Origin of the sequence: Bombilactobacillus apium, from assembly GCF_013385145.1 — a bacterium.
Taxonomy (GTDB): domain Bacteria; phylum Bacillota; class Bacilli; order Lactobacillales; family Lactobacillaceae; genus Bombilactobacillus; species Bombilactobacillus apium.
Genome location: NZ_JABZEC010000010.1, coordinates 1 through 18,835 on the forward strand (window position 1 = coordinate 1; position 18,835 = coordinate 18,835).

An 18,835-nucleotide genomic window follows, 5' to 3' on the forward strand; every position below is an offset into this window, starting at 1 on the left:
GATAGACATTGATCCAATTCACCACTTGCCTTTGAGACTTGATGCTGTATTTCTTTGATAAATAAGGTACGCCACCTTCTCCCGCAAGATATTCGTGAACGATCTTTAACTTAAGTTCAAAACAATATTTAGCCATAAAAATACCAACCTCCAGAAGCTAGATTTTTGGTCTAATTTTTGGGGGTCGGTACATTTTCGAAATAGTTTAAGTGAATTTCTCGGAAGAAAGTGTTATCCTACTTCTATTGGTCGATTTTCAGAATCGACAATTTGAAATGGAGATGTAGATATATGGATGTTTTTTGGACTTCGATTCAGAGTGTCCTCTCCATCGTGATTATGATTGCGATTGGTTATATTTGTCAGAATAAAGGCTGGTTTGATGACGGTTTTTCTGGGGCCTTATCAAAATTAATTATGAATGTCGGTTTACCGGCTTCGATCTTTATGGCAATGTTAGAGCGATTTAAACCCGCTCAATTACAGACTTTATCAGTTGGTTTGTTATATTCAATTTTAGCAGTCATTGTGGGTTACTTAATTGCCTGGGGCGAGACCCGATTGTTTAAAGTTCCTAAGGGTCGTCGAGGATTAATGATGACGGCGATTAACGGAGCAAATACAGTTTTCATCGGGATGCCGTTGAACATCGCTCTCTTTGGCAAAAATTCAGTTCCTTATTTATTAGTTTATTATATTGTTAATACAGTGGTTATCTGGACCTTCGGAGTTTGGGTAATTGCCGCTGACGATCCCACAGCTTCAGGTCAAAAAGCTCAATTTGACTGGCATCACTTGATTCCCACACCTCTCTGGGGATTCATTGTCGCTTTACCATTTATTTTCTTCTGGCCACATGCTGCAACGCAATTACCAACTTTTATCACTTCAACTTTAAGTTCCGTTGGTGCTTTAGTAACGCCGTTATCTTTAATCTATATTGGGATTATGCTCAGCACCTTTGGTTTGAAGAATATGAAGTTCGATCGGCATGTCGTTTTGACCCTTTTAGGTCGGTTTGTAATTTCGCCAATTATTATGGGCTTAATTATCTTCATCGGTTTGCATGCGGGAATGCATATGGTTCCGGTCTTTTCGAAGACTTTGATCATTCAAGCTGCTACCCCAGCTCTCGCGGTCTTACCAATTTTAGCTAACACTTATCATAGTGATGTTAAATTTGCGACAAATATCGTGGTTTCTACCTCAACCTTATTTATTATCGTAGTGCCAATTATTATGGGAATTATCAACTTTATTTAATTAGAATTTTAAAAGACGAATCCATCTCGGATTCGTCTTTTTTATATATCAATAATCTGAACTAAATGTATTGGAGGCGAACATTATAGAAGCTTTTTTGATAAAAAAATTGCTGCAATATTACTAAGGAGCGCTAGTATAAAACAAGCAATATTGAGCCAAAGAATCCAAGAATAGAAGCGATTTACTCTCTGATTTCTTTTTATTACGTATAGCGGGGCAAAAATATCGATGATTGGAAGGAACGCTCATATTCGAGTTATTATGAATAACAAAGCACTTTCGTCATTTGAGGCTAGCGGACCGTTTTGAACCTTCCCGTTAATTAATTCATCTAGAGAAACCTGGTAGAGTTTTCCCAGCCGTTGAATATTATGAAGATCAGGTAGATGGGTACCATTTTCCCATTTTGAGATGGACTGTCTAGAAATCTGCAGCGAGTCAGCAACTTCCTGTTGCGACAATTGCGCTAGTTTTCGATACTTTTTGAGATTTTGAGCAAGTTCCATATTATCCCCTCTTTTTGAGTAGAATCATAGCATGTAAAGTCTTTGGTGCGCAATGTAAACCTACATATACTGATAATTTTTTGGGGTTTTTGATAAATTAAGGATGTACAAAAAATAAAAAAGGGGAATTTATAAAAGGGGGATTTATAAATGAAGAACATTGGAAAGAAAATTATTGGTGGTTTTTTGGCGGTTATTACAGTTTTAAACGTAATTGCAAGTACAGGAACAATGGCTGTTGCGGATATAAAAGAACCAGATACGGCAATTGAATATAATCAAAAGAAAGGTAAAATTGAAGTTAGTTCAGAATTTGCTGAAGAATCTGGAATGAGTAAAAAACAAGAGCAAATGTTGATAAGCAAATTCGATAAATTATCTGATTCTGAAAAAGAACAAATCCTAAATAATAATAATGCTAGAGTTGCGCCGCTGGTTTTATGGGCAGCCAAAGTTTTGGCTAGTGCTGGCTTAGGATGGTTAGCGAAGAAACTTTTAGATTATGGTGCAGCAAGGTTTTGTAGGGCGTATCGTAATTCAAATTGGGCAACAAAAAAGGTATGTGCTGTAATTGGTTAGGAGAAAAGTTATAGTCATATTTATTAGCTTGTTAGGTTTAATGGTAATATTTATTAGTTTAAAGCCGATTGTACAGCAAAAAGTTTATCAAAATGAGGTTACTAGGTTTAAAAAAGTACGATCAATATCAGCAATTAAAGATAAGAATTATGTGGTATTTATTGGCAAAGAAACTTGTTCTGCTTGTAAAGATTTTATGATTAATAATTTTCTTAGAAAAAAGTTAGATACGAAGACATATTATATTGATACTGATTCGATGAAAATCGAAGATAAAATTAACTTATTGGAGAAATTTGATATTAGTACTGTTCCAACAGTCATCTATGTAAAAAATGGTAAGGAAATTAGGAGAACGCATAGTTATTCTAAACTTGCTGTTCGACAGGAGGAAAATAGTGAAAATTATTATCGCAATGATTCTAACGTTCTTTCTTACCGGGCTGTTGGATAAGGTCCCGTTGATTAAGAGTAATTTGATGATTAATTTTATAGTGTTTTTAATTGTTTATGTGCTTGTTTATGTGGCAATTACTTGTTTAGTGAAAATTGTTGGCAATAAAGACTAAATAATCTGAGCCCATCTAAGCAGGGTGATTGATCTATTGGGAAGTTATAATCAAGAGTCATCATAGCTATCAAAAAAAGAGTCTGGAGATTTATTACAGACTCTTTTTGGATATTCCAGATAGTATTGCCGACTAGAAGTAGGACCAGTTTCAAAGTGAGAACCTTGATATCATTAGCTCGGTTCACTTTCATGATCTTGATCAAGCCTAAATTAGTTAAAATTTATTTTTTTTGTTGGATGAAGTTTTGCAGGGGAGTCCAGCTAAGATTGAGGAGAATTAAAATTAGACTAGCACTAGTAAGCACGATTAAGCCCCAGTGATAAGTGACTTGAGAATTTTGTAGTTGAAAGCCTAAGCTTCCGTTGACCGTCCGAAAGCTGAAGAAAAAGGTGGTCGGTAAATAATGAGCCCAGTGACTAAGAAATTCAACGAAAGGCGTCAAGTTGGCGCCTCCCAATAAAACTAAGAGGACCACCAGTAGAGATGTCAGCAGCGTTCGAAAAATTTTGGTAATCAATAAGATGGCACTAGTCAAAAAAATTAGTTCCAAAATAAATAAGAGGATAGTTGGCCCAAGCAGATTTTTTAGAAGCAGATAGTGACTGGCCTGGCTCGCTAGGTTCCAAGAGTAAATCGGATAATTCCAAGAGCCTGGGTGAGCAAGGAGGCTAGTGATCGTAAAGGTCAAAAGAATAGTTGCTCCGAGAAAAAGGAGGCTTGTGGTGAAGCCGGTGATTAAATCAAGCAGGGTTACTGAACGGAGCCGAAGAAGAGTGTTTTTGTCTAAGCCTTGAACATAACGATTGGTGTAAAGTTTGATTAGTAGAAAAATTAAAATTAAGGGGAATAAGACTGGGAGAAGGTTGGCAAAGCTAGTAAGGGTAAATAACCAGCCTGAATTCGGGAATTCTTCACTTTCTTCGGGAAAGACAGTTTGCTTTAGGCTTTGATAGCGGGAAATTTCCCGTTGTAGCTGTTCTTGAGAGAAAGTTGTAAGCGTCTGATCCTTTTTTCCAGCATTTAAAAATTGCTGGGCTTGTCTTTCTAAAGCTGTATAAGCTTGAGCTCATTTCTTGTGACCTAAGTCGGCTAATATTTGGCGATCTTGGTGGATTGGTTGGCGCTAAAAATTAATTTCTTGTGTTGCTAGCTCGCGATCTTGAGAACTTAGATCTGGTTTTTGGAGCTGCTTTTTAGCATTTTGCAGGGCCTTTTGCACAGTTTTAATCCTCCTGAAGTTGCAACCGCTTTAAAGAAAGGGCCTGCGAAACAATAATTTTAATCTCATCTTGATAGTGAGAGGCAATGATGATTAATTTTCCCTCTTGTGCTAAATCGATCAGTTGCTGATACAAAATTTCTCGGCTAGCTTGATCTGAGCCATTATTAATTTCATCCATTAGTAGATATTGAGCACCACTGACGCGATAAAGGTCAATGAGTAATTTTTGCTTCATTCCCAAAGAATATTTTTTGATCGGAAGTTTATAGTAATCTTGCATTTGCCGGCGTTGAGTTTCTGGATCTAAGGGAATAGGAGACCACCATTGTTGTTGAATAAATTGCAGATAGTCTTTTCCTGAAAGGTTGGGGTTAAACCAATCTGAACTCTCAAAATAAAAAACCTTAGCTTTAACCTGAGAGCAGGGAACTTGACCAAAGCTTATTATTCTAGATTTCTTCGGAACAAGATTGACCAAGGAACGTAAAAATGTAGTTTTCCCAGAGCCATTTTCAGCTTGCAAAAGATAAATTTGACCTTCTTGGAAAGTGTAGCTAGCAGCTTGTAAGATTGGTTCTCGCTGAACTAGAGTTAGATTTGGAATTTTGAACATTGGTTTCCCCCAAATAAAGAAAGAATCTTCTCTGATTAGAGAGAAGACTGTTTATTTAGATAATTTGCACCTAATATTGTGTTTAATTAAGAATATCATATTATTTTCAAAAAAATACAGAGTTTAAGCCAGTATGGTTGTAAATTAAGCTGTTAGTCGGTTAAATCAATCTAAAAGGCAGAGTAGTCATAGGTAAGATGGGTTAATTTTTTGCCAAATTAAATTAAAAATCAGTTACTGATTTATCATGAAATAGATTGACAGTAATAATTTTGATTCGATATAATAGAAATAGTAATTGTTTATTCTGTTTTTTGATTAAGATTAGATCTCTCTAAGTAGATAATTTGATAATTGAAAGAGTGTAATTGATAATTTCTAGAAACTAGGGTTAGGGGAGCATGTAATGCAAACCAGATTTTTAAAATTTGAAATTTATCTTTTCATGTTGAAGATTTTCCGGTTGCTTTCGCTCGCTTTCAATCTAAATTATAAAATAGTTGTTAAATTGTTTTCGTATAGAAATATATTGATTAGTAGGAATATAAATAACCAGAAAATATATACCTGTAAAAATGATTATCAATATAAAAAAATGGATTTGCCGGATCAGCAGACTTGTAATAATCTATCCGTAAATTGGATTAGTGATGAGAAGGATTAAGTTTGCGGATTACATATGGAGATCTAGCTGGTTATATTTTAGAGGGGATGGTAATGATGACGGAGATTGGTGATCTATTGAAAAGAGAACGACTTCACCGTCGTTTGAAGCAGAAAGATATGGTTGCTGGAGTCATGTCGACATCATTTTATTCTAAGGTAGAAAATGGTGTAAGTGAGATCAATGCAATTGATTTAGTCAAAATTTTAAATGCTAATGATATTGATAAGGGCAAATTTCTTTCAGAAGTTGACGTTCACTTAGATCGAAATCATAATAGTTTTGGCTATCTAGAGAATCGCTTAACTAGGGACTTTTATGAGAACAATATCCCTGATGTGAAAAAAGCCGTCACTGAAATTAAAGCTATTCAGCCAGAAACACCAGCTAGTAGGAGATTGCTACTTCGGTCACGGCTCTACTTAGCGATGATCACCGATAATTATGAAATGTTGTCGAAGAAAGAAAAGCAAAGTATTCGCACGATGTTGTTTGACCTAGATACTTGGGATTATACCTCGGTGCGCATTTTTGCTAATTCGTTACCGATTTATGATTTAGGAGAGTTGTCGTTTTTAATTAATGCTTTACTGAAAAGCGTCAATAATCGGGAAGATGTCGATTATCGGTATCAACAGGCAGTAGCTGATGCGATATTAAACTTTGTAACCATGTGTTGTGATCATCAGTCTCCTGAATTAACAAAATTACCGCTAGAGTACATTCAAAACTTACCGGATACCCCTAATTTTCTTTTCCATAAATTATTGGGAGCTTATTGTCAGGCGGCAATTAAGAGAAATAAACAGGATCTCAAATCTATCCTGACGGCTTTTCGTTTGGCTGGCTGGAGTGCGGATTATTTAAAACGATTAGATATGGTTGTTCATGATCTTAGTAAGTAAATTTTCTTTTTAGAAGATTTTTGTCCCAATATATTCTATAGAGTATTATTTGGTTGTAATCTTCATTGATTTATTTGTTTTTGGTTGTATAAATTAGAGGGGGGTAAATCTAATGACAAAATCTGATATTCAAATCGTTGGTTAATGATAGTTGATCTTAAAAATGAAAGGTCTAGAACTAGTTCTATTAGTTTTAGATCTTTTATTTAGCCAAAAGTGATAATAATAATACCCTAAAACACTTGTTTTTCAAAAAACTAATTTTCTGTTGGGAAAATATGTCTCTTTGTTTGGAATTTGAATTGTGATTTAGGTAGAGAAGATGTATTGTGATAGCTATAATAAGCCATTTACCACGAATCTTAAAAAGAACTCCACTCTTTTTGAGGTTTTTCATAAAAGTAATTACTCTAAATTGATAATTTCTCCACTTATTCTCGAAGGTTAAGAGAGTATGACGTCAGCGCGGTAAATGGGTTGTTATGAACTCCGAGAAGGACTCCACTCCTTTTTGGAGTTTTTTGAATTATAATTAAGAAGAAATTGATTTAGAAAAATTCTCCTCTTGAGTTAGCTGAACTAACCCACTTTTTCTGAAAACGCAAAAACCTAGATGAAAATTAATTTTCATCTAGGTTTTTGTTGGCTATATTTGCAGGTAGTATATCTTTGCCCAAGTTCAGCTATTTACTGCACATCTTTCAGTCCCAAACGGCGTCGTCCACGATTAAACCAAGGACTAACGGTAAAAGCGATAACGTCATTGAGGATGTAGACACTAGAATTAATAGCCATCCCTAAATTGGCATCGCCTTGACCAAAGGTAATTGCCCAGAGAATTAATTGAGCAATTCCACTGAAGAGCCACCAGAAGTACTGGTTGCTGTAACGTAGGTAGCAGACAATTCCCCCTGTGGTGCTGACCGCAAAGGAAATTCCATCAACAATTGGCCGAGGATCATTAGTTAGTAAGCCAATGAGGTAGGCACTAACGGCCCACAAGACGAGGGTGAAGACAATTGAAATCGTCCATTCTTTAGCGTGGAATTTTTTAATATTATTTTTAGTTTCGTCATTCCAAGACTTAGAGCTGAGTAAAATAGGTAAATCAAGGGTTAAAATATAAATAATTTGTTCGACAATCGATAAGTAATTTTTGGCAGCGAAACCGATAAAGATAAAGCAAGCGGCACTTAAAAGTCCCAGCCAGCCGTTAATTGCCTTGGCGGCGTTAATCGCAAGGACGCAGAGAACCCCTAGGGTTGTCCCAATAAAAGTGATCACTGTGACCCAGGTGATGGGATGATCGACTAGGGTCATGATCTGGCAGCCGAAGGAAAACCAGAAAAGATAATAATTTTGTTGCGGCCAGCCCTGTAACTGATGAAAGAGCCAGGTAAAATAATTTTCGTGTTTGTTTGCCAAAGTACTAACTTCCTTTGCTGTTTAGATTTTATATTCTTAGTTTAGTCGCAAATTACAGAAAATAAAGACTTTAAAACACAAAATATATGTGGTATAGAATTAATTATACACAAAATGTAGATGTCGGGCTATGATTAGAGCTTTGCAAATGAAAAAATATGAAAAGAAGATGACTTTGATGTGTGGTCGATTTATGTTTCAACCTCAAGCCCAAGCAGAACTAAGGCGGATTTATGAGTTAGCCACTCGCCAAGGATTTACGGTTCAGACCGGCCTAGTCCGTCCGAATGATTCCTGCGCAGTGGTTTGGCAAGAGGCCCAACAAATTAAGGTAGGAGCAATGAAATGGGGCCTTTTGAGCGGACCCAAAGATCAACTAGTCATTAATGCCCGGAGTGAAACAGTGGCTCAAAAGCCTTTGTTTGCTGCAGCCTTTGCAAGACGGCGGTTAGTCTATCCAACTTCGGGTTTCTTTGAGTTTAACTCGCAACACGAAGCTGTCTGGTTTAATTATCAAACACAACCTACAGCCTTATACATTGCCGGGATCTATGAGACCTTTGCGGGAGAAAGGCGTAGTAGCTTACTGACGACGCAGCCTAATGTTTCTGTTGCTGCAGTTCATAACCGGATGCCTTTAATTTTACGAAAAGATCAGATTATTAAGTGGTTGCAAGATCAAAACTGGGCTAGGAACTTTCTGCAGGCTTCCATGCCAACCTTAACCGCGGTCCCGGCCAAGCCAACTTTATGGTAAAGTAAGGAAGAGAAATGAGGGATTAATAATGAATAATCAAGTCTTAGATTTGTTATTAAAACGGCGGACCATTCGGGCTTTTAAAGATCAAACCTTGACGCCGGAACAGTACCAGACTCTGACCGAGGTAGTTCGGCAGACGGCAACATCAATGTTTATGCAACAAACCAGCTTAATTCATGTCACTGACCCAGAAATTCGGACGACGATCCGGGAAGTCTGTAATCAGCCTTATGTCGGTGCTAATGGTGATTTATTTGTCTTTGTAGTTGATTTATACCGCAATCGTCAGATCTTGGCGACCCAAGGATTAGCCACTGAGCAAATGCACGGGACAGATGTTTTCTTACAAGCAGTGGAAGATACCGTATTAGCGGCGCAAAACTTCACGACCGCTGCGGAAAGCCTTGGCTTAGGAGCGGTTTTTTTGGGGAGTATTCAAAATGATGCGCAGAAAGTAGTGACGGCTTTACAATTGCCCGAACTAACTTTTCCTTTGCTCGGCCTTCAAGTTGGAATCCCTGATCAAAAGCCACAATTGAAGCCACGGATGCCGTTATCTTTACGGACCTTTACTAATCACTACCAACCTGATTATCAGCTGGCTGACTTTGGAGAATATGATCAAGTTGTCCAGACTTATTATGATCTAAGGGATGCTAACCGGCGAGTTGACTCCTTTACGCATCAGGTAGGGACTAATTTAACTAAGAGTCCCGCCCAACGTCGCCACATTTTAGATATCTTACACGCTCAAAAATTATGTTTACACTGATGGGTCAATTAAATAGTAAATAAGGTAAAAAAGAAGACCAAGAGTGATAATGGAAGAGATTAAGTTAATTTAAAAACATGCTAAAAAATATTGTTGAAAATTTCCTAAATATGAGGATATTTTTCATCATCGCTTAGAGTGTCAATGGAAGAAATTCTAGGGGCACTTTTTTAGTTTAGATAAAATATAGCAAAAAAATAGCCGTGAGTCCCATCAACACTCACGACTACCAATGTAGGTAAAGTCCACATATCGTGGATCCGCAGTCAGGCCCTAATTCCAGTAGGGCTCTGGTAATGCAAGAAGACAATAACATAGGTAGAAACCAAGTTCAAGATTAAAGCTTTTAAAATGAGGGTCAACTATTCCGAAATAGATAATTCTGCCTAGTACACAAAAACCTAGATGAAAATTAATTTTCATCTAGGTTTTTGTTATGTTTGTTGTCTCTACTCTTAGATTATACTTGTGAAGTGGAATTAGGCTTTTTCAGTTTGATAACTAGCAGCGTCATCTTGGTATTGCGGAATTTCTTCCTCGGTACAAAAGACTTGGTGACCCGGAGTAATTTCTCGTAAAGCATGATTATGGTCGTAGCCTTTTTCAATCGAAGTATCATAGGGAATTCTTTGCCGACCGCGTTCTAATTCGGGGTCGGGAAGAGGAACTGCGGAAAGGAGACTCTTGGTATAAGGATGCAAAGGATGATTGTAAACTTCCTCAGCAGTTCCTAGTTCCATCAAGCGTCCTTGGTGCATAACCGCAATGCGGTCACTAATATACTTCACCATGGAAAGATCATGGGCGATGAATAAATAAGTTAAATTCTTTTGCCGTTGAATTTCTTTCATCAAGTTGACGACTTGGGCCTGAATGGAGACGTCCAGCGCGGAAATTGGTTCGTCAGCGATGATAAATTGCGGATCGACTGCCAGTGCGCGAGCAATCCCTATTCTTTGTCGTTGCCCACCGGAGAATTCGTGAGGGTAGCGGGTCGCATGATCTGGATTGAGGCCGACAACTTTTAGCAGTTCTTTGACCTTTTGATCTCTCTCAGCAGTACTCTTGGCTAAGTGATGAATGTCTATACCTTCAGCGATAATATCTTTAACCTTCATCCGCGGGTCTAAAGAAGCGTAAGGATCTTGGAAAATCATCTGAGTTTGCCGGCGGAACTGCAACATTTCGGGACCATGATGTTTGATTTTACTGATATCCTGATCTTTAAAGAGAATTTGACCGGAAGTTGGGTTGTAGAGGCGGATAATGCTGCGTCCGGTGGTACTTTTCCCAGAACCAGATTCTCCTACAAGGCCAAAGGTTTCTCCTTCATAAATATCAAAACTAATATCATCAACTGCCCGGACTTCGTTGGCCTTGCCAATATTGAAATATTGTTTGAGCTGTTTTACTTGGACAATCTTTTTCGGTTGTTCAGTCATTAGTCTTGGCCTCCTTCGATCGGTGTTTCAATTTTACCCGCTTTAAAGAGGTGGTCGTACTCCGCACTTCGTTGTTGGATCGCTGCGGGAGGAGCAACATCTGGGGCATCTGGATGGAGTAACCAAGTAGCGGCATAATGAGTCTCACTGACCTTAAAGTAAGGTGGTTGAGCTTCGATATCAATTTGCATGGCGTAAGGATTCCGGGGTGCGAAGGCGTCACCTTTGGGCGGATCCAAAAGATCTGGCGGAGTTCCCGGGATGGAAGCCAATTTACCACTTCCGATATCCAGGGTCGGCATAGAACTAAGCAGGCCCCAAGTATAAGGGTGTTGTGGCTTGTAGAAAATTTCATCAACCGTGCCGTATTCGACAATCTTCCCGGCATACATTACGGCTACTCGATCAGCAATTCCCGCTACCACACCTAAATCGTGAGTAATGAAAATAATTGAGGTTTCCAGTTTTTCCTGCAATTCACGCATTAAATCAATGATTTGGGCTTGGACGGTTACGTCAAGGGCAGTTGTCGGTTCGTCAGCAATCAGAATTTCGGGATAATTAACAATAGCGATCGCAATCACGATTCTTTGTCGTTGACCCCCAGAAAATTGATGAGGGAAGTCTTTCATCCGTTCTTTAGCGTTGGGGATACCCACTAATTCAAGGACTTCTTGGGCCCGCTTGAGGGCCTTTTCTTTGGAAATATTACTATGAATCCGGAGCGGTTCCGCTACTTGTTTGCCAATGGGCATCGTCGGATCTAAAGAAGTCATTGGATCTTGGAAAATCATGGAGATATCGTTGCCCCGATGGTGATCCATTTCTTTAGTCGATTCTTTTAGTAAATCGCGCCCTTTAAACTTGATTTGGCCGCTTTCAACTTGTGCGTTAGGAGCTAGAAGTCCCATGATACTGCGGGTTGTTACCGATTTACCGGATCCTGACTCGCCCACGATGGCTAAGGTTTCCCCTTTTTTAAGATTAAAGCTGACGTCGCGAATGGCCTGTACGGTCCCGGCAAACGTCGCAAAATTAATTTTTAAATTTTTGACTTCGAGAATATTATTACTCATCAGACAGACCTCCTCTTAAGATTTCGGATCAAATGCATCTCGTAAGCCGTCCGCAAAGAGGTTAAAGGCAATCATCAAGATACATAAGACTAATGCTGGATACCACATCTGGTAAGGCAAGAAACGGAAGGCTTTTTGACCATCAGATAGTAAGGTTCCCAGAGAAGCGTTCGGCGCTGGAATCCCAATCCCAATGAAACTAAGGAAAGCTTCGAAGAAAATAGCCGTTGGAATTGAGAACATGGTTTGAATAATAATCGTCGAAGAAAGGTTGGGAATTAAATGTTTAATCGCAATTTTGAGAGGTGATTCTCCAAGGGTAATTGAAGCGAGCACATATTCTTGTTCCTTAAGTTGCAGAGTCTGGGCTCGAATCAGGCGGGCCATAGTGACCCAACTACTGAAGGCAATCGCTAAGACAATCGAGGTTAAACCGGGTTTAAGAATTAAGAGCAATAAGATAACCACGATTAGGTTCGGCACCGACGAAATAATTTCAATAATTCTTTGCAGAACTAAATCGACGACGCCCCCTTTCCAACCGGAGATAATCCCGTAGGGTAGTCCAATTAAAAGGTCCACTAAAGTGGCAATGACAGCAATAATCAAGGAGAGCCGAGTTCCATAAAGGATTCGGGAGAATAGATCTCGTCCGAGATAGTCGGTTCCTAAGATATAGGTCCGGTCTTTGGGAACTCCGTTACTGCTATAAGGATCGGTTTCAATACCAGCAGCATTTTTAATTTTACCGCGGAAACCAGGAATATCAGTATTGGCGATTCGCGGCGGTAAGTTAGCGTAATTAGGATTTTGAGCGTTGGGATCGCGCGGCGATAAAATTGGCGCGCAGAAAGCAATTAGGGCAATTAAAACTAAAACGAAAAAGGAAACGACCGCGACTTTATTTTTCCGAAGACGCCGGACGGCATCTTGGAAGAATGTTAAAGAAGGTGCGCTAATTTTTTCTTGATTTTGCGATTGATCGCCTTCTAGTTTCTTAAAACTAGCGGCGGTAATTTTCACGTCGGTCATAATTAGTTAACCCCCTTGCTATTGGTTAGTTTGATTCGTGGATCGATAATACTGTAAAGAATATCGGTAATTAAGAGCATGGCCATAAACATTAAGGAATAGAAAATGGTTAGTCCCATGATGGTTGGATAGTCGTTAGTCATGATTGACTTAACAAATTGTTCCCCAATTCCTGGAATTGAGAAAATATTTTCAACAACTAAGGAACCAGTTAAGATATTAGCAGTTAAGGGACCAATAATCGTGATTACGGGGATCAAAGAGTTTCGCAAGGTATGTTTAACCACCGTTTGCCAACGGGTATTCCCTTTAGCTTTGGATAATTCGATATAGTCACTGTTTAAGACATCGACCATTTCTGTCCGCATGAAACGAGCGGTTTGGGCCAGCGGAGAAAAGGCCAGGGCAATGGATGGCAGAATACTGTATTCCCAGCCGTTCCAGAGAGCAATCGGAAACATGTGCCATTTGAAAGCCAGGTAGTATTGAAGTAAGACCCCTAAAACAAAACTGGGAACGGAGATTCCGAGGATGGAAACGAAAGTTGCCAAACTATCAATCCAGTTGTTCTTGTTCATGGCAGCCACGGCACCTAACAAGATTCCGAGGAGCGAGCCAATAATCATTGCTTGCGAACCAATTAATAAGGAAGGTTGGAGCCGAGTCAAGATTAAGGATAAGACCGGCTGGTTATTAAATTGGAAAGAAGTTCCAAAGTCACCGTGGAGTAAGTTGGCAATATAAATGACATATTGTTGCCAAATTGGTTTATTTAAGCCGTACTGCTCATTCATGATCTTTAATTGCGCAGCCGACAGTTTTTCTTGATTCGTAAACGGCGTTCCGGGCATCAACTTCATCATGAAGAAGGTTACACTGGCCACAATGAATAAGGTCAGGATCATATAAAAGAGCCGTTTAAGGATATATTTAAACATTGGAAAACCTCCTTAATTAACAAAATAAAAGCGAAGCTAGAAATAACTTCACTTTTATATTTGTTGAACATTTATTCCTTAGTATAAAGCGACATTTGGTTATAAGTACCAGATGAACCAAAGTCGACGCCCTTAAGACGTTTATGAGTCAAGTAAGCTTCCCCATTTTGGAATAGTGGGATGACCCCTTGTTGTTCGTTGATGATGTTTTGAGCATCTTGCATATCTTTCCAACGAGCAGCTGGGTTATTAGCATCTTCATTCATACTCTTTTTGACAAGGTCGTTGTATTCTTTGTTAACCCATTTACCATTGTTGTTGCTTGCACCTTCTGTGAAGAGGGTTAAGAAGTTAATTGGATCAGGAAAATCAGCAATCCAACCAGTAACAACAAGGTCAAAGTCTCCAGAAATGGCCCGGTTCAAACGGGACTTGAAAGGAACATCATTGATCGTAATCTTCAAGCCGGGAAGTTTACCCAATTGATTTTGCAGGAACTCGTCTCGCTTCTTTGAGCTGTCGGTGTCATCACCTAACAAGACGAGATCGAGCTTCTTACCGGTATTACCAGTTTCAGCGAGACCTTCCTTCCAGAGCTTCTTGGCTTTCTTCAAGTCATAGGAAGCATTGGCCTTCCCAGTTTTGCTGGTTTGAGCAACGAAGTCTTTGGAGTTATCTTGAGGATCATAAGCCATCTTAGCGGGAGTAATTGAATTAGCGGGGGAACAACCAGAACCTAAGACTTTATCAACCAATTGTTTCCGGTTTAAAGCCAAAGATAAGGCTTGACGAATCTTTTGGTTCTTGAAAAGAGGATTCTTTTCTTGGTTCATTTCAATAAAGAAAGTTGAGTTTTGTTTAACTTCACCGTAATCTTTATTATCTTTCATTTGTTTAGCGGTATCACCGGAAACTTGTGCCCGGTCTAATTTATTTGCTTGGAATAAGTTAACCGAAGTTGAATTGTCTTTAACAACTTGATACTTCAAATTCTTAACTTTAACGGCTTTGGAATTCCAGTACTTATTGTTCTTAGTTTCTTTCCAGGAGTTATCAGGACTGTTCCAATTAACTAATTTGTAAGGTCCGTTGAAAATCATGGTCTTGGAGTTGGTGCCGTATTTCTTGCCCCACTTCTTAACGGTCTTTTCTTGCAAAGGGTAGAATGTAGCGTTAGCAATTAATTTGTTAAAGTAAGGAATTGGTTTTTCTAAGTTAACTTGGAAAGTATGATCGTCAATCGCTTTGACACCCATCGTATCGACAGGTTTCTTGCCAGCAGAGATGTCTTTAGCGTTGGCGATCCCTTCAAAGATGTAAGCATATTGCGACTTGGTTTTAGGATCAACGGTCCGCTTCCAAGCATAAACAAAATCTTGGGCGGTTACGGGATCGCCGTTACTCCATTTGGAGTCTTTACGCAACTTGAAGGTATAGGTTAAACCGTTATTCGTTGGTTTAACAATTTTTGTAGATACGCCGGGAACTAGAGTCTTTCCTTTCCAGCGGTACAAACCTTCCATTGTGTCTACCAAAGCTTGACTCCCAATATTATCGGTATTGAGTGAAGAGTCGGCGGTGGCAATTATGTCTTTGCTACTAATTCCAACCGTGTCTTTCGGCGCTTGGGCTTGCTTAGAGCCACAACCGGCTAAGAAGCCGACGGCAAGAAGAGAGGTTGTCCCTACTGCCAGTAATTTTTTTAACTTCATGATATTTCACTCCTAAAAAATATAGATAACATCCATAGTTTACAATGGACTATATTAAAAGTAAATAGTCATGATTAAAAGATGCTCATCAGGGACTGATTAGTGATTGCAAGATTTAAGAATGAGATTAAAGATTACTTTGCCATTGTTGTAACTTATTATAACTTTTAGGGTTGGCGAAAAGGTGAAATTTAATTCCAGATTCTGTATAGCTTTGATCGCGAATAATTTCATTACATAAAATTTGATTAATTAGAGGGCCTTCAGTGAACGGAACTAAAAGAGTTAAGGGACGATAACTGGCGAATAATTGTTGCAAAATTAGGCTTAATAATTTTTGAACACTAGTTAGATTATGGGCGGAATAGCTGATGGTCGTTCCTATAGGAGAATTAGTGGGTTTGGCTGTTTGGAGGTCAGCCTTATTATAGGCATAAATCATTGGCTTATCGGTAATTTCTAATTGTGCCAAGATTTTATTAGTTGTTTGAATGATGGCTTCTGGATCAGGATTAGTTCCGTCAATTACTTGAACCAAGAGATCGGCTTGCCGGGCTTCCTCCAGCGTACTCCGGAAAGATTCCACGAGCAGCGTTGGTAGTTTGTCAATAAAGCCAACTGTATCAGAAATTAAAAAAGCAGGATAATTAGGAACTTTGATTTCCCGGACAGCCGTATCTAAAGTTGCGAAGAGTTGATCTTCTACTAAAACTTCTTTAGCAGTTTGCTCTGGGGTACATTTTAAAAGGGCATTAAGAGTAGAAGATTTTCCGGCATTCGTGTAGCCAACTAAAGCAACCCGCAAGATATCCGCTTGTTGCCGCTTTTGACTTTGGGTCGCAAAAGTCTGTTGTAGTTGGCGGAGTTCTTTTTGATATTGTTGGATTTTTTGCCGGAGTTGGCGTTTGTTGAGTTCGCGTTGACTTTCTCCGGCGCCCCGATTATTAAAACCACTGCCGCCGCGTTGTTGATCAAGGGGATTATTTGAGGGATGAATTCTTGGTAATTGATATTTTAATTGAGCCAGGCGAACTTGCAGTTGAGCCGGACGAGTATGAGCTTGTTGGGCGAAAATTTGGAGAATTAATTCGGTCCGATCTAAAAGACGGTACTGGGTGGCATTTTCTAAGTTGCGTAATTGGGTGGGAGTGAGTTCATCATTAATAAGAATGAGTTTTGCTCCGGTTGCCTGAGCTTGAGCTTGTAAACTTTTAATTTTGCCGGTGCCAAAGTAAGTTTGCCGATTGACTTGTGGTAACATTTGCCGTTCAATAGCGACAACTTGATAATTTTGGGTGGCAGCTAGTTGAGCTAGCTCATGGAGCGAATTTTCAAAATCTGTTTGTTGATGACTAACACCCGCAATCATTACGGGAAGAAGAGTAGTCATAAAGGAGCCTTCTTTCTATAGGAGAAAATTTTTTCAATTATTCTTAGTTTAACTTAAAAAGGGATGTTTGCGGGCTAGCAGAAAAATAATTTAATCACCTAGAAGTGAATCTATGTGAGAAAAAATTAATTCAGTCCTTACCGAAAAAGTCTTCCGTAGGAGGATAATTGTCGTCGGCTTCTAGTTGGTGGTATAATAACAAGTATTGGACTTAATTTGCATTTTTTAATATTTGGGAAAAATAGTTTCTCCGATCAAAAGCCCAATATTACGCTTGCAAAATATTTTAGGGAGTGAAAATAATGTCAATGATCGAATTCCATGATGTTCAGAAATATTATGGTCAATTTCACGCTTTGACGGATGTTAATCTGGAAATCGATAAGGGTGAGACCGTCGTCTTAATCGGACCTTCTGGTTCGGGAAAGAGTACTTTGGTACGGACGGTGAACGGACTGGAGTCAATCCAAAAAGGACAATTAATTGTTAATAACCATAATTTGTCCGATCCTAAAACAAATCTCAATGTCCTCCGGCGGGATGTGGGGATGGTCTTTCAACATTTTAATTTATACGCGAATAAAAGTGTTTTGGAAAATATTATGTTAGCTCCTCGAATTGTTAGTCATGTTCCCGAAGCGGAAAATCGCGAACGGGCGATGAAGCTTTTAACGATGGTTGGCTTAGAAAGCAAGGCAGATAATATGCCTTCGCAGATTTCTGGTGGGCAAAAGCAACGGGTAGCGATTGCGCGTTCCTTGGCCATGCGGCCAAAATTACTCTTGTTCGATGAACCAACTTCAGCACTTGATCCGGAAATGATTGATGATGTTTTGCAAGTTATTAAAACGATTACTTCCGATAGCGATATGACCTCTTTAATTGTGACTCACGAAATGGGCTTTGCTAAAGAAGTTGCTAACCGGGTAATTTTTATGGATAACGGTCAAATTGTGGAAGATGATTCCAGTCAGAGTTTCTTTGAGCATCCGCAAACGGAGCGGGCTCAACAGTTTTTGAGTAAGATTATTACCCACTAAGGAGTAAATGGTATGAAAAAGAGGCTGTGGTGGCCGCTACTAATCTTATGTAGCTTGTTCGTGCTGACTGGCTGTGGCAAAAGTCTTTCCCAACAGTCGACGCTAGCTAATGTCCAAAAGTCTAAAACAATTACTTGGGGAGTCAAAGGGGATGTGCGTCTTTTTGGCTTGATTGATGTCCAAGATGGGCAACAAAAAGGTTTTGACATTGATTTAGCTAAATTATTAACGAAGCAAATTTTGGGTCCTGAAGGGAAGGCTGAGTTCCTAACTGTAACTTCTCAATCGCGGATCCCGCTCCTAAAGAACGGAAATATTGATGCGATTATCGCTACTTTGAATATTACTCCAGAACGGAAAAAGATTGTTAACTTTTCCCAGATGTATTTTAAAGCGGGTCAATCCTTATTGGTTCCCAAAAATTCTTCAATTAGACGAGCTCAGGACTTGAACGGGCATACGGTTATCGGAGTTGTCGGCGCTAATTCGGTTGAAAACGTCAAAAAGGTAGCACCCAAGGCGCGAGTCTTAGAACTACAAGACTATGCCCAAGCCATGAATGCTCTTAAATCGGGACAAGGCGAAGCCTTAACGACAGACAATGGGATTTTATATGGTTTAGCCGTCCAAAATCCGGGCTTTGAAGTTCGAGGAGGAACCTTTACTTATGAACCTTATGGAATTGCTGTCAACCACGGCCAAGTTGACCTGCAAAAAGATATTGATCGGGCCTTAAAGGAAGTTGAAGCCAACGGCGAATATAATAAGTTGATTCGCAAGTGGTTTAGCGATGTCCCGGGATTTAATTATAAGGAGTTGTATCAATAATGCTGAAAATTTTTACGGATTATGGCTCGCAACTCCTGGTTGGTTTCGGCTGGACCTTGTTGTCGAGTGTTTTGGCGTTGATCGCCAGTTTAA

18 protein-coding genes and 1 pseudogene are annotated in these 18,835 nt (G+C 39.2%); 8 read left to right on the plus strand and 11 right to left on the minus strand.

The features are described 5' to 3' along the window. Positions 1 to 136 (minus strand): annotated as a pseudogene (locus tag HU830_RS08360) (helix-turn-helix domain-containing protein); the annotation flags it as partial. A gap of 155 nt (positions 137 to 291) precedes the next feature. On the opposite strand from HU830_RS08360, the gene HU830_RS08365 reads away from it, so the two are divergent. Then, complete coding sequence (locus HU830_RS08365; protein WP_176943300.1) at positions 292 to 1,263, plus strand: AEC family transporter; 972 nt, start codon at positions 292 to 294, stop codon at positions 1,261 to 1,263. 248 nt (positions 1,264 to 1,511) lie between these two features. Here HU830_RS08365 and HU830_RS08370 read toward each other — a convergent pair whose 3' ends face one another. Next, positions 1,512 to 1,772: a helix-turn-helix transcriptional regulator gene (locus HU830_RS08370; RefSeq protein WP_176943301.1), complete on the minus strand. Its 261-nt coding sequence runs from the start codon at positions 1,770 to 1,772 to the stop codon at positions 1,512 to 1,514. 150 nt (positions 1,773 to 1,922) lie between these two features. On the opposite strand from HU830_RS08370, the gene HU830_RS08375 reads away from it, so the two are divergent. Next, positions 1,923 to 2,351 carry a hypothetical protein gene (locus HU830_RS08375; protein WP_176943302.1) on the plus strand — a complete coding sequence of 143 codons (429 nt, stop codon included), beginning with the start codon at positions 1,923 to 1,925 and terminating at the stop codon, positions 2,349 to 2,351. Positions 2,352 to 2,391: 40 nt separating this feature from the next. Further along, on the plus strand, positions 2,392 to 2,805 hold the full coding sequence (locus tag HU830_RS08380; protein WP_176943303.1) for a thioredoxin family protein: 414 nt from the start codon (positions 2,392 to 2,394) through the stop codon (positions 2,803 to 2,805). 338 nt (positions 2,806 to 3,143) lie between these two features. Here the strand turns inward: HU830_RS08380 and HU830_RS08385 are convergent, their stop codons facing one another. Both HU830_RS08385 and HU830_RS08390 read right to left on the minus strand, forming a co-directional pair. After that, positions 3,144 to 3,458, minus strand: coding sequence for a hypothetical protein (locus tag HU830_RS08385; protein WP_176943304.1), 315 nt, complete (start codon positions 3,456 to 3,458; stop codon positions 3,144 to 3,146). Positions 3,459 to 4,146: 688 nt separating this feature from the next. After that, positions 4,147 to 4,758, minus strand: coding sequence for an ATP-binding cassette domain-containing protein (locus HU830_RS08390; RefSeq protein WP_176943305.1), 612 nt, complete (start codon positions 4,756 to 4,758; stop codon positions 4,147 to 4,149). Between the two features lie 666 nt (positions 4,759 to 5,424). On the opposite strand from HU830_RS08390, the gene HU830_RS08395 reads away from it, so the two are divergent. Beyond that, on the plus strand, positions 5,425 to 6,327 hold the full coding sequence (locus tag HU830_RS08395) for a helix-turn-helix domain-containing protein (protein WP_176943306.1): 903 nt from the start codon (positions 5,425 to 5,427) through the stop codon (positions 6,325 to 6,327). A gap of 687 nt (positions 6,328 to 7,014) precedes the next feature. On the opposite strand, the gene pnuC is transcribed toward HU830_RS08395, so the two are convergent. Next, positions 7,015 to 7,752, minus strand: coding sequence for a nicotinamide riboside transporter PnuC (gene pnuC, locus HU830_RS08400; RefSeq protein WP_228765895.1), 738 nt, complete (start codon positions 7,750 to 7,752; stop codon positions 7,015 to 7,017). A gap of 148 nt (positions 7,753 to 7,900) precedes the next feature. Between pnuC and HU830_RS08405 the strand changes: the two genes are divergently transcribed. Together HU830_RS08405 and HU830_RS08410 are read left to right on the plus strand one after the other, a co-directional pair. Then, positions 7,901 to 8,509: an SOS response-associated peptidase gene (locus tag HU830_RS08405; protein WP_228765897.1), complete on the plus strand. Its 609-nt coding sequence runs from the start codon at positions 7,901 to 7,903 to the stop codon at positions 8,507 to 8,509. 28 nt (positions 8,510 to 8,537) lie between these two features. Further along, a complete protein-coding gene (locus tag HU830_RS08410) occupies positions 8,538 to 9,284 on the plus strand; it encodes an NADPH-dependent oxidoreductase (protein WP_176943307.1) in 747 nt (248 codons plus the stop codon). 479 nt (positions 9,285 to 9,763) lie between these two features. Here the strand turns inward: HU830_RS08410 and HU830_RS08415 are convergent, their stop codons facing one another. From HU830_RS08415 to hflX, 6 genes are all read right to left on the minus strand, one after another. Next, complete coding sequence (locus HU830_RS08415; RefSeq protein ID WP_176943308.1) at positions 9,764 to 10,726, minus strand: ABC transporter ATP-binding protein; 963 nt, start codon at positions 10,724 to 10,726, stop codon at positions 9,764 to 9,766. Beyond that, positions 10,726 to 11,802, minus strand: coding sequence for an ABC transporter ATP-binding protein (locus HU830_RS08420; RefSeq protein ID WP_176943309.1), 1,077 nt, complete (start codon positions 11,800 to 11,802; stop codon positions 10,726 to 10,728). The genes HU830_RS08415 and HU830_RS08420 overlap by 1 nt, the downstream gene beginning before the upstream one ends. 15 nt (positions 11,803 to 11,817) lie before the next feature. Then, entirely contained in the window at positions 11,818 to 12,834 is a 1,017-nt protein-coding gene (locus HU830_RS08425; protein WP_176943310.1) for an ABC transporter permease, read from the minus strand. A 2-nt stretch (positions 12,835 to 12,836) separates the two neighbouring features. Beyond that, on the minus strand, positions 12,837 to 13,772 hold the full coding sequence (gene opp3b / locus HU830_RS08430; RefSeq protein ID WP_176943311.1) for an oligopeptide ABC transporter permease: 936 nt from the start codon (positions 13,770 to 13,772) through the stop codon (positions 12,837 to 12,839). A 71-nt stretch (positions 13,773 to 13,843) separates the two neighbouring features. Beyond that, the gene (locus HU830_RS08435) at positions 13,844 to 15,484 is read right to left on the minus strand and encodes a peptide ABC transporter substrate-binding protein (protein ID WP_176943312.1); all 1,641 of its coding nucleotides are present in this window, start codon (positions 15,482 to 15,484) and stop codon (positions 13,844 to 13,846) included. A gap of 127 nt (positions 15,485 to 15,611) precedes the next feature. After that, positions 15,612 to 16,874, minus strand: a complete 1,263-nt coding sequence (gene hflX / locus HU830_RS08440) for a GTPase HflX (protein WP_176943313.1) — start codon at positions 16,872 to 16,874, stop codon at positions 15,612 to 15,614. 302 nt (positions 16,875 to 17,176) lie between these two features. On the opposite strand from hflX, the gene HU830_RS08445 reads away from it, so the two are divergent. Both HU830_RS08445 and HU830_RS08450 read left to right on the plus strand, forming a co-directional pair. Beyond that, positions 17,177 to 17,914 (plus strand): amino acid ABC transporter ATP-binding protein, encoded by a 738-nt coding sequence (locus HU830_RS08445; RefSeq protein WP_324196353.1) that lies wholly within the window; start codon positions 17,177 to 17,179, stop codon positions 17,912 to 17,914. 12 nt (positions 17,915 to 17,926) lie between these two features. Then, entirely contained in the window at positions 17,927 to 18,742 is an 816-nt protein-coding gene (locus HU830_RS08450; protein ID WP_176943314.1) for a transporter substrate-binding domain-containing protein, read from the plus strand. Positions 18,743 to 18,835 lie beyond the last annotated feature (93 nt).

Coding starts and splice junctions, on each gene's coding strand:
- HU830_RS08365 (WP_176943300.1), top strand. CDS start 292: ATGGATGTTTTTTGGACTTCGATTCAGAGTGTCCTCTCCATCGTGATT.
- HU830_RS08445 (WP_324196353.1), top strand. CDS start 17,177: ATGTCAATGATCGAATTCCATGATGTTCAGAAATATTATGGTCAATTT.
- HU830_RS08370 (WP_176943301.1), bottom strand. CDS start 1,772: ATGGAACTTGCTCAAAATCTCAAAAAGTATCGAAAACTAGCGCAATTG.
- HU830_RS08415 (WP_176943308.1), bottom strand. CDS start 10,726: ATGACTGAACAACCGAAAAAGATTGTCCAAGTAAAACAGCTCAAACAA.
- HU830_RS08420 (WP_176943309.1), bottom strand. CDS start 11,802: ATGAGTAATAATATTCTCGAAGTCAAAAATTTAAAAATTAATTTTGCG.
- HU830_RS08425 (WP_176943310.1), bottom strand. CDS start 12,834: ATGACCGACGTGAAAATTACCGCCGCTAGTTTTAAGAAACTAGAAGGC.
- opp3b (WP_176943311.1), bottom strand. CDS start 13,772: ATGTTTAAATATATCCTTAAACGGCTCTTTTATATGATCCTGACCTTA.
- HU830_RS08450 (WP_176943314.1), top strand. CDS start 17,927: ATGAAAAAGAGGCTGTGGTGGCCGCTACTAATCTTATGTAGCTTGTTC.
- HU830_RS08380 (WP_176943303.1), top strand. CDS start 2,392: ATGGTAATATTTATTAGTTTAAAGCCGATTGTACAGCAAAAAGTTTAT.
- HU830_RS08390 (WP_176943305.1), bottom strand. CDS start 4,758: ATGTTCAAAATTCCAAATCTAACTCTAGTTCAGCGAGAACCAATCTTA.
- HU830_RS08375 (WP_176943302.1), top strand. CDS start 1,923: ATGAAGAACATTGGAAAGAAAATTATTGGTGGTTTTTTGGCGGTTATT.
- HU830_RS08405 (WP_228765897.1), top strand. CDS start 7,901: ATGAAAAAATATGAAAAGAAGATGACTTTGATGTGTGGTCGATTTATG.
- HU830_RS08435 (WP_176943312.1), bottom strand. CDS start 15,484: ATGAAGTTAAAAAAATTACTGGCAGTAGGGACAACCTCTCTTCTTGCC.
- HU830_RS08410 (WP_176943307.1), top strand. CDS start 8,538: ATGAATAATCAAGTCTTAGATTTGTTATTAAAACGGCGGACCATTCGG.
- hflX (WP_176943313.1), bottom strand. CDS start 16,874: ATGACTACTCTTCTTCCCGTAATGATTGCGGGTGTTAGTCATCAACAA.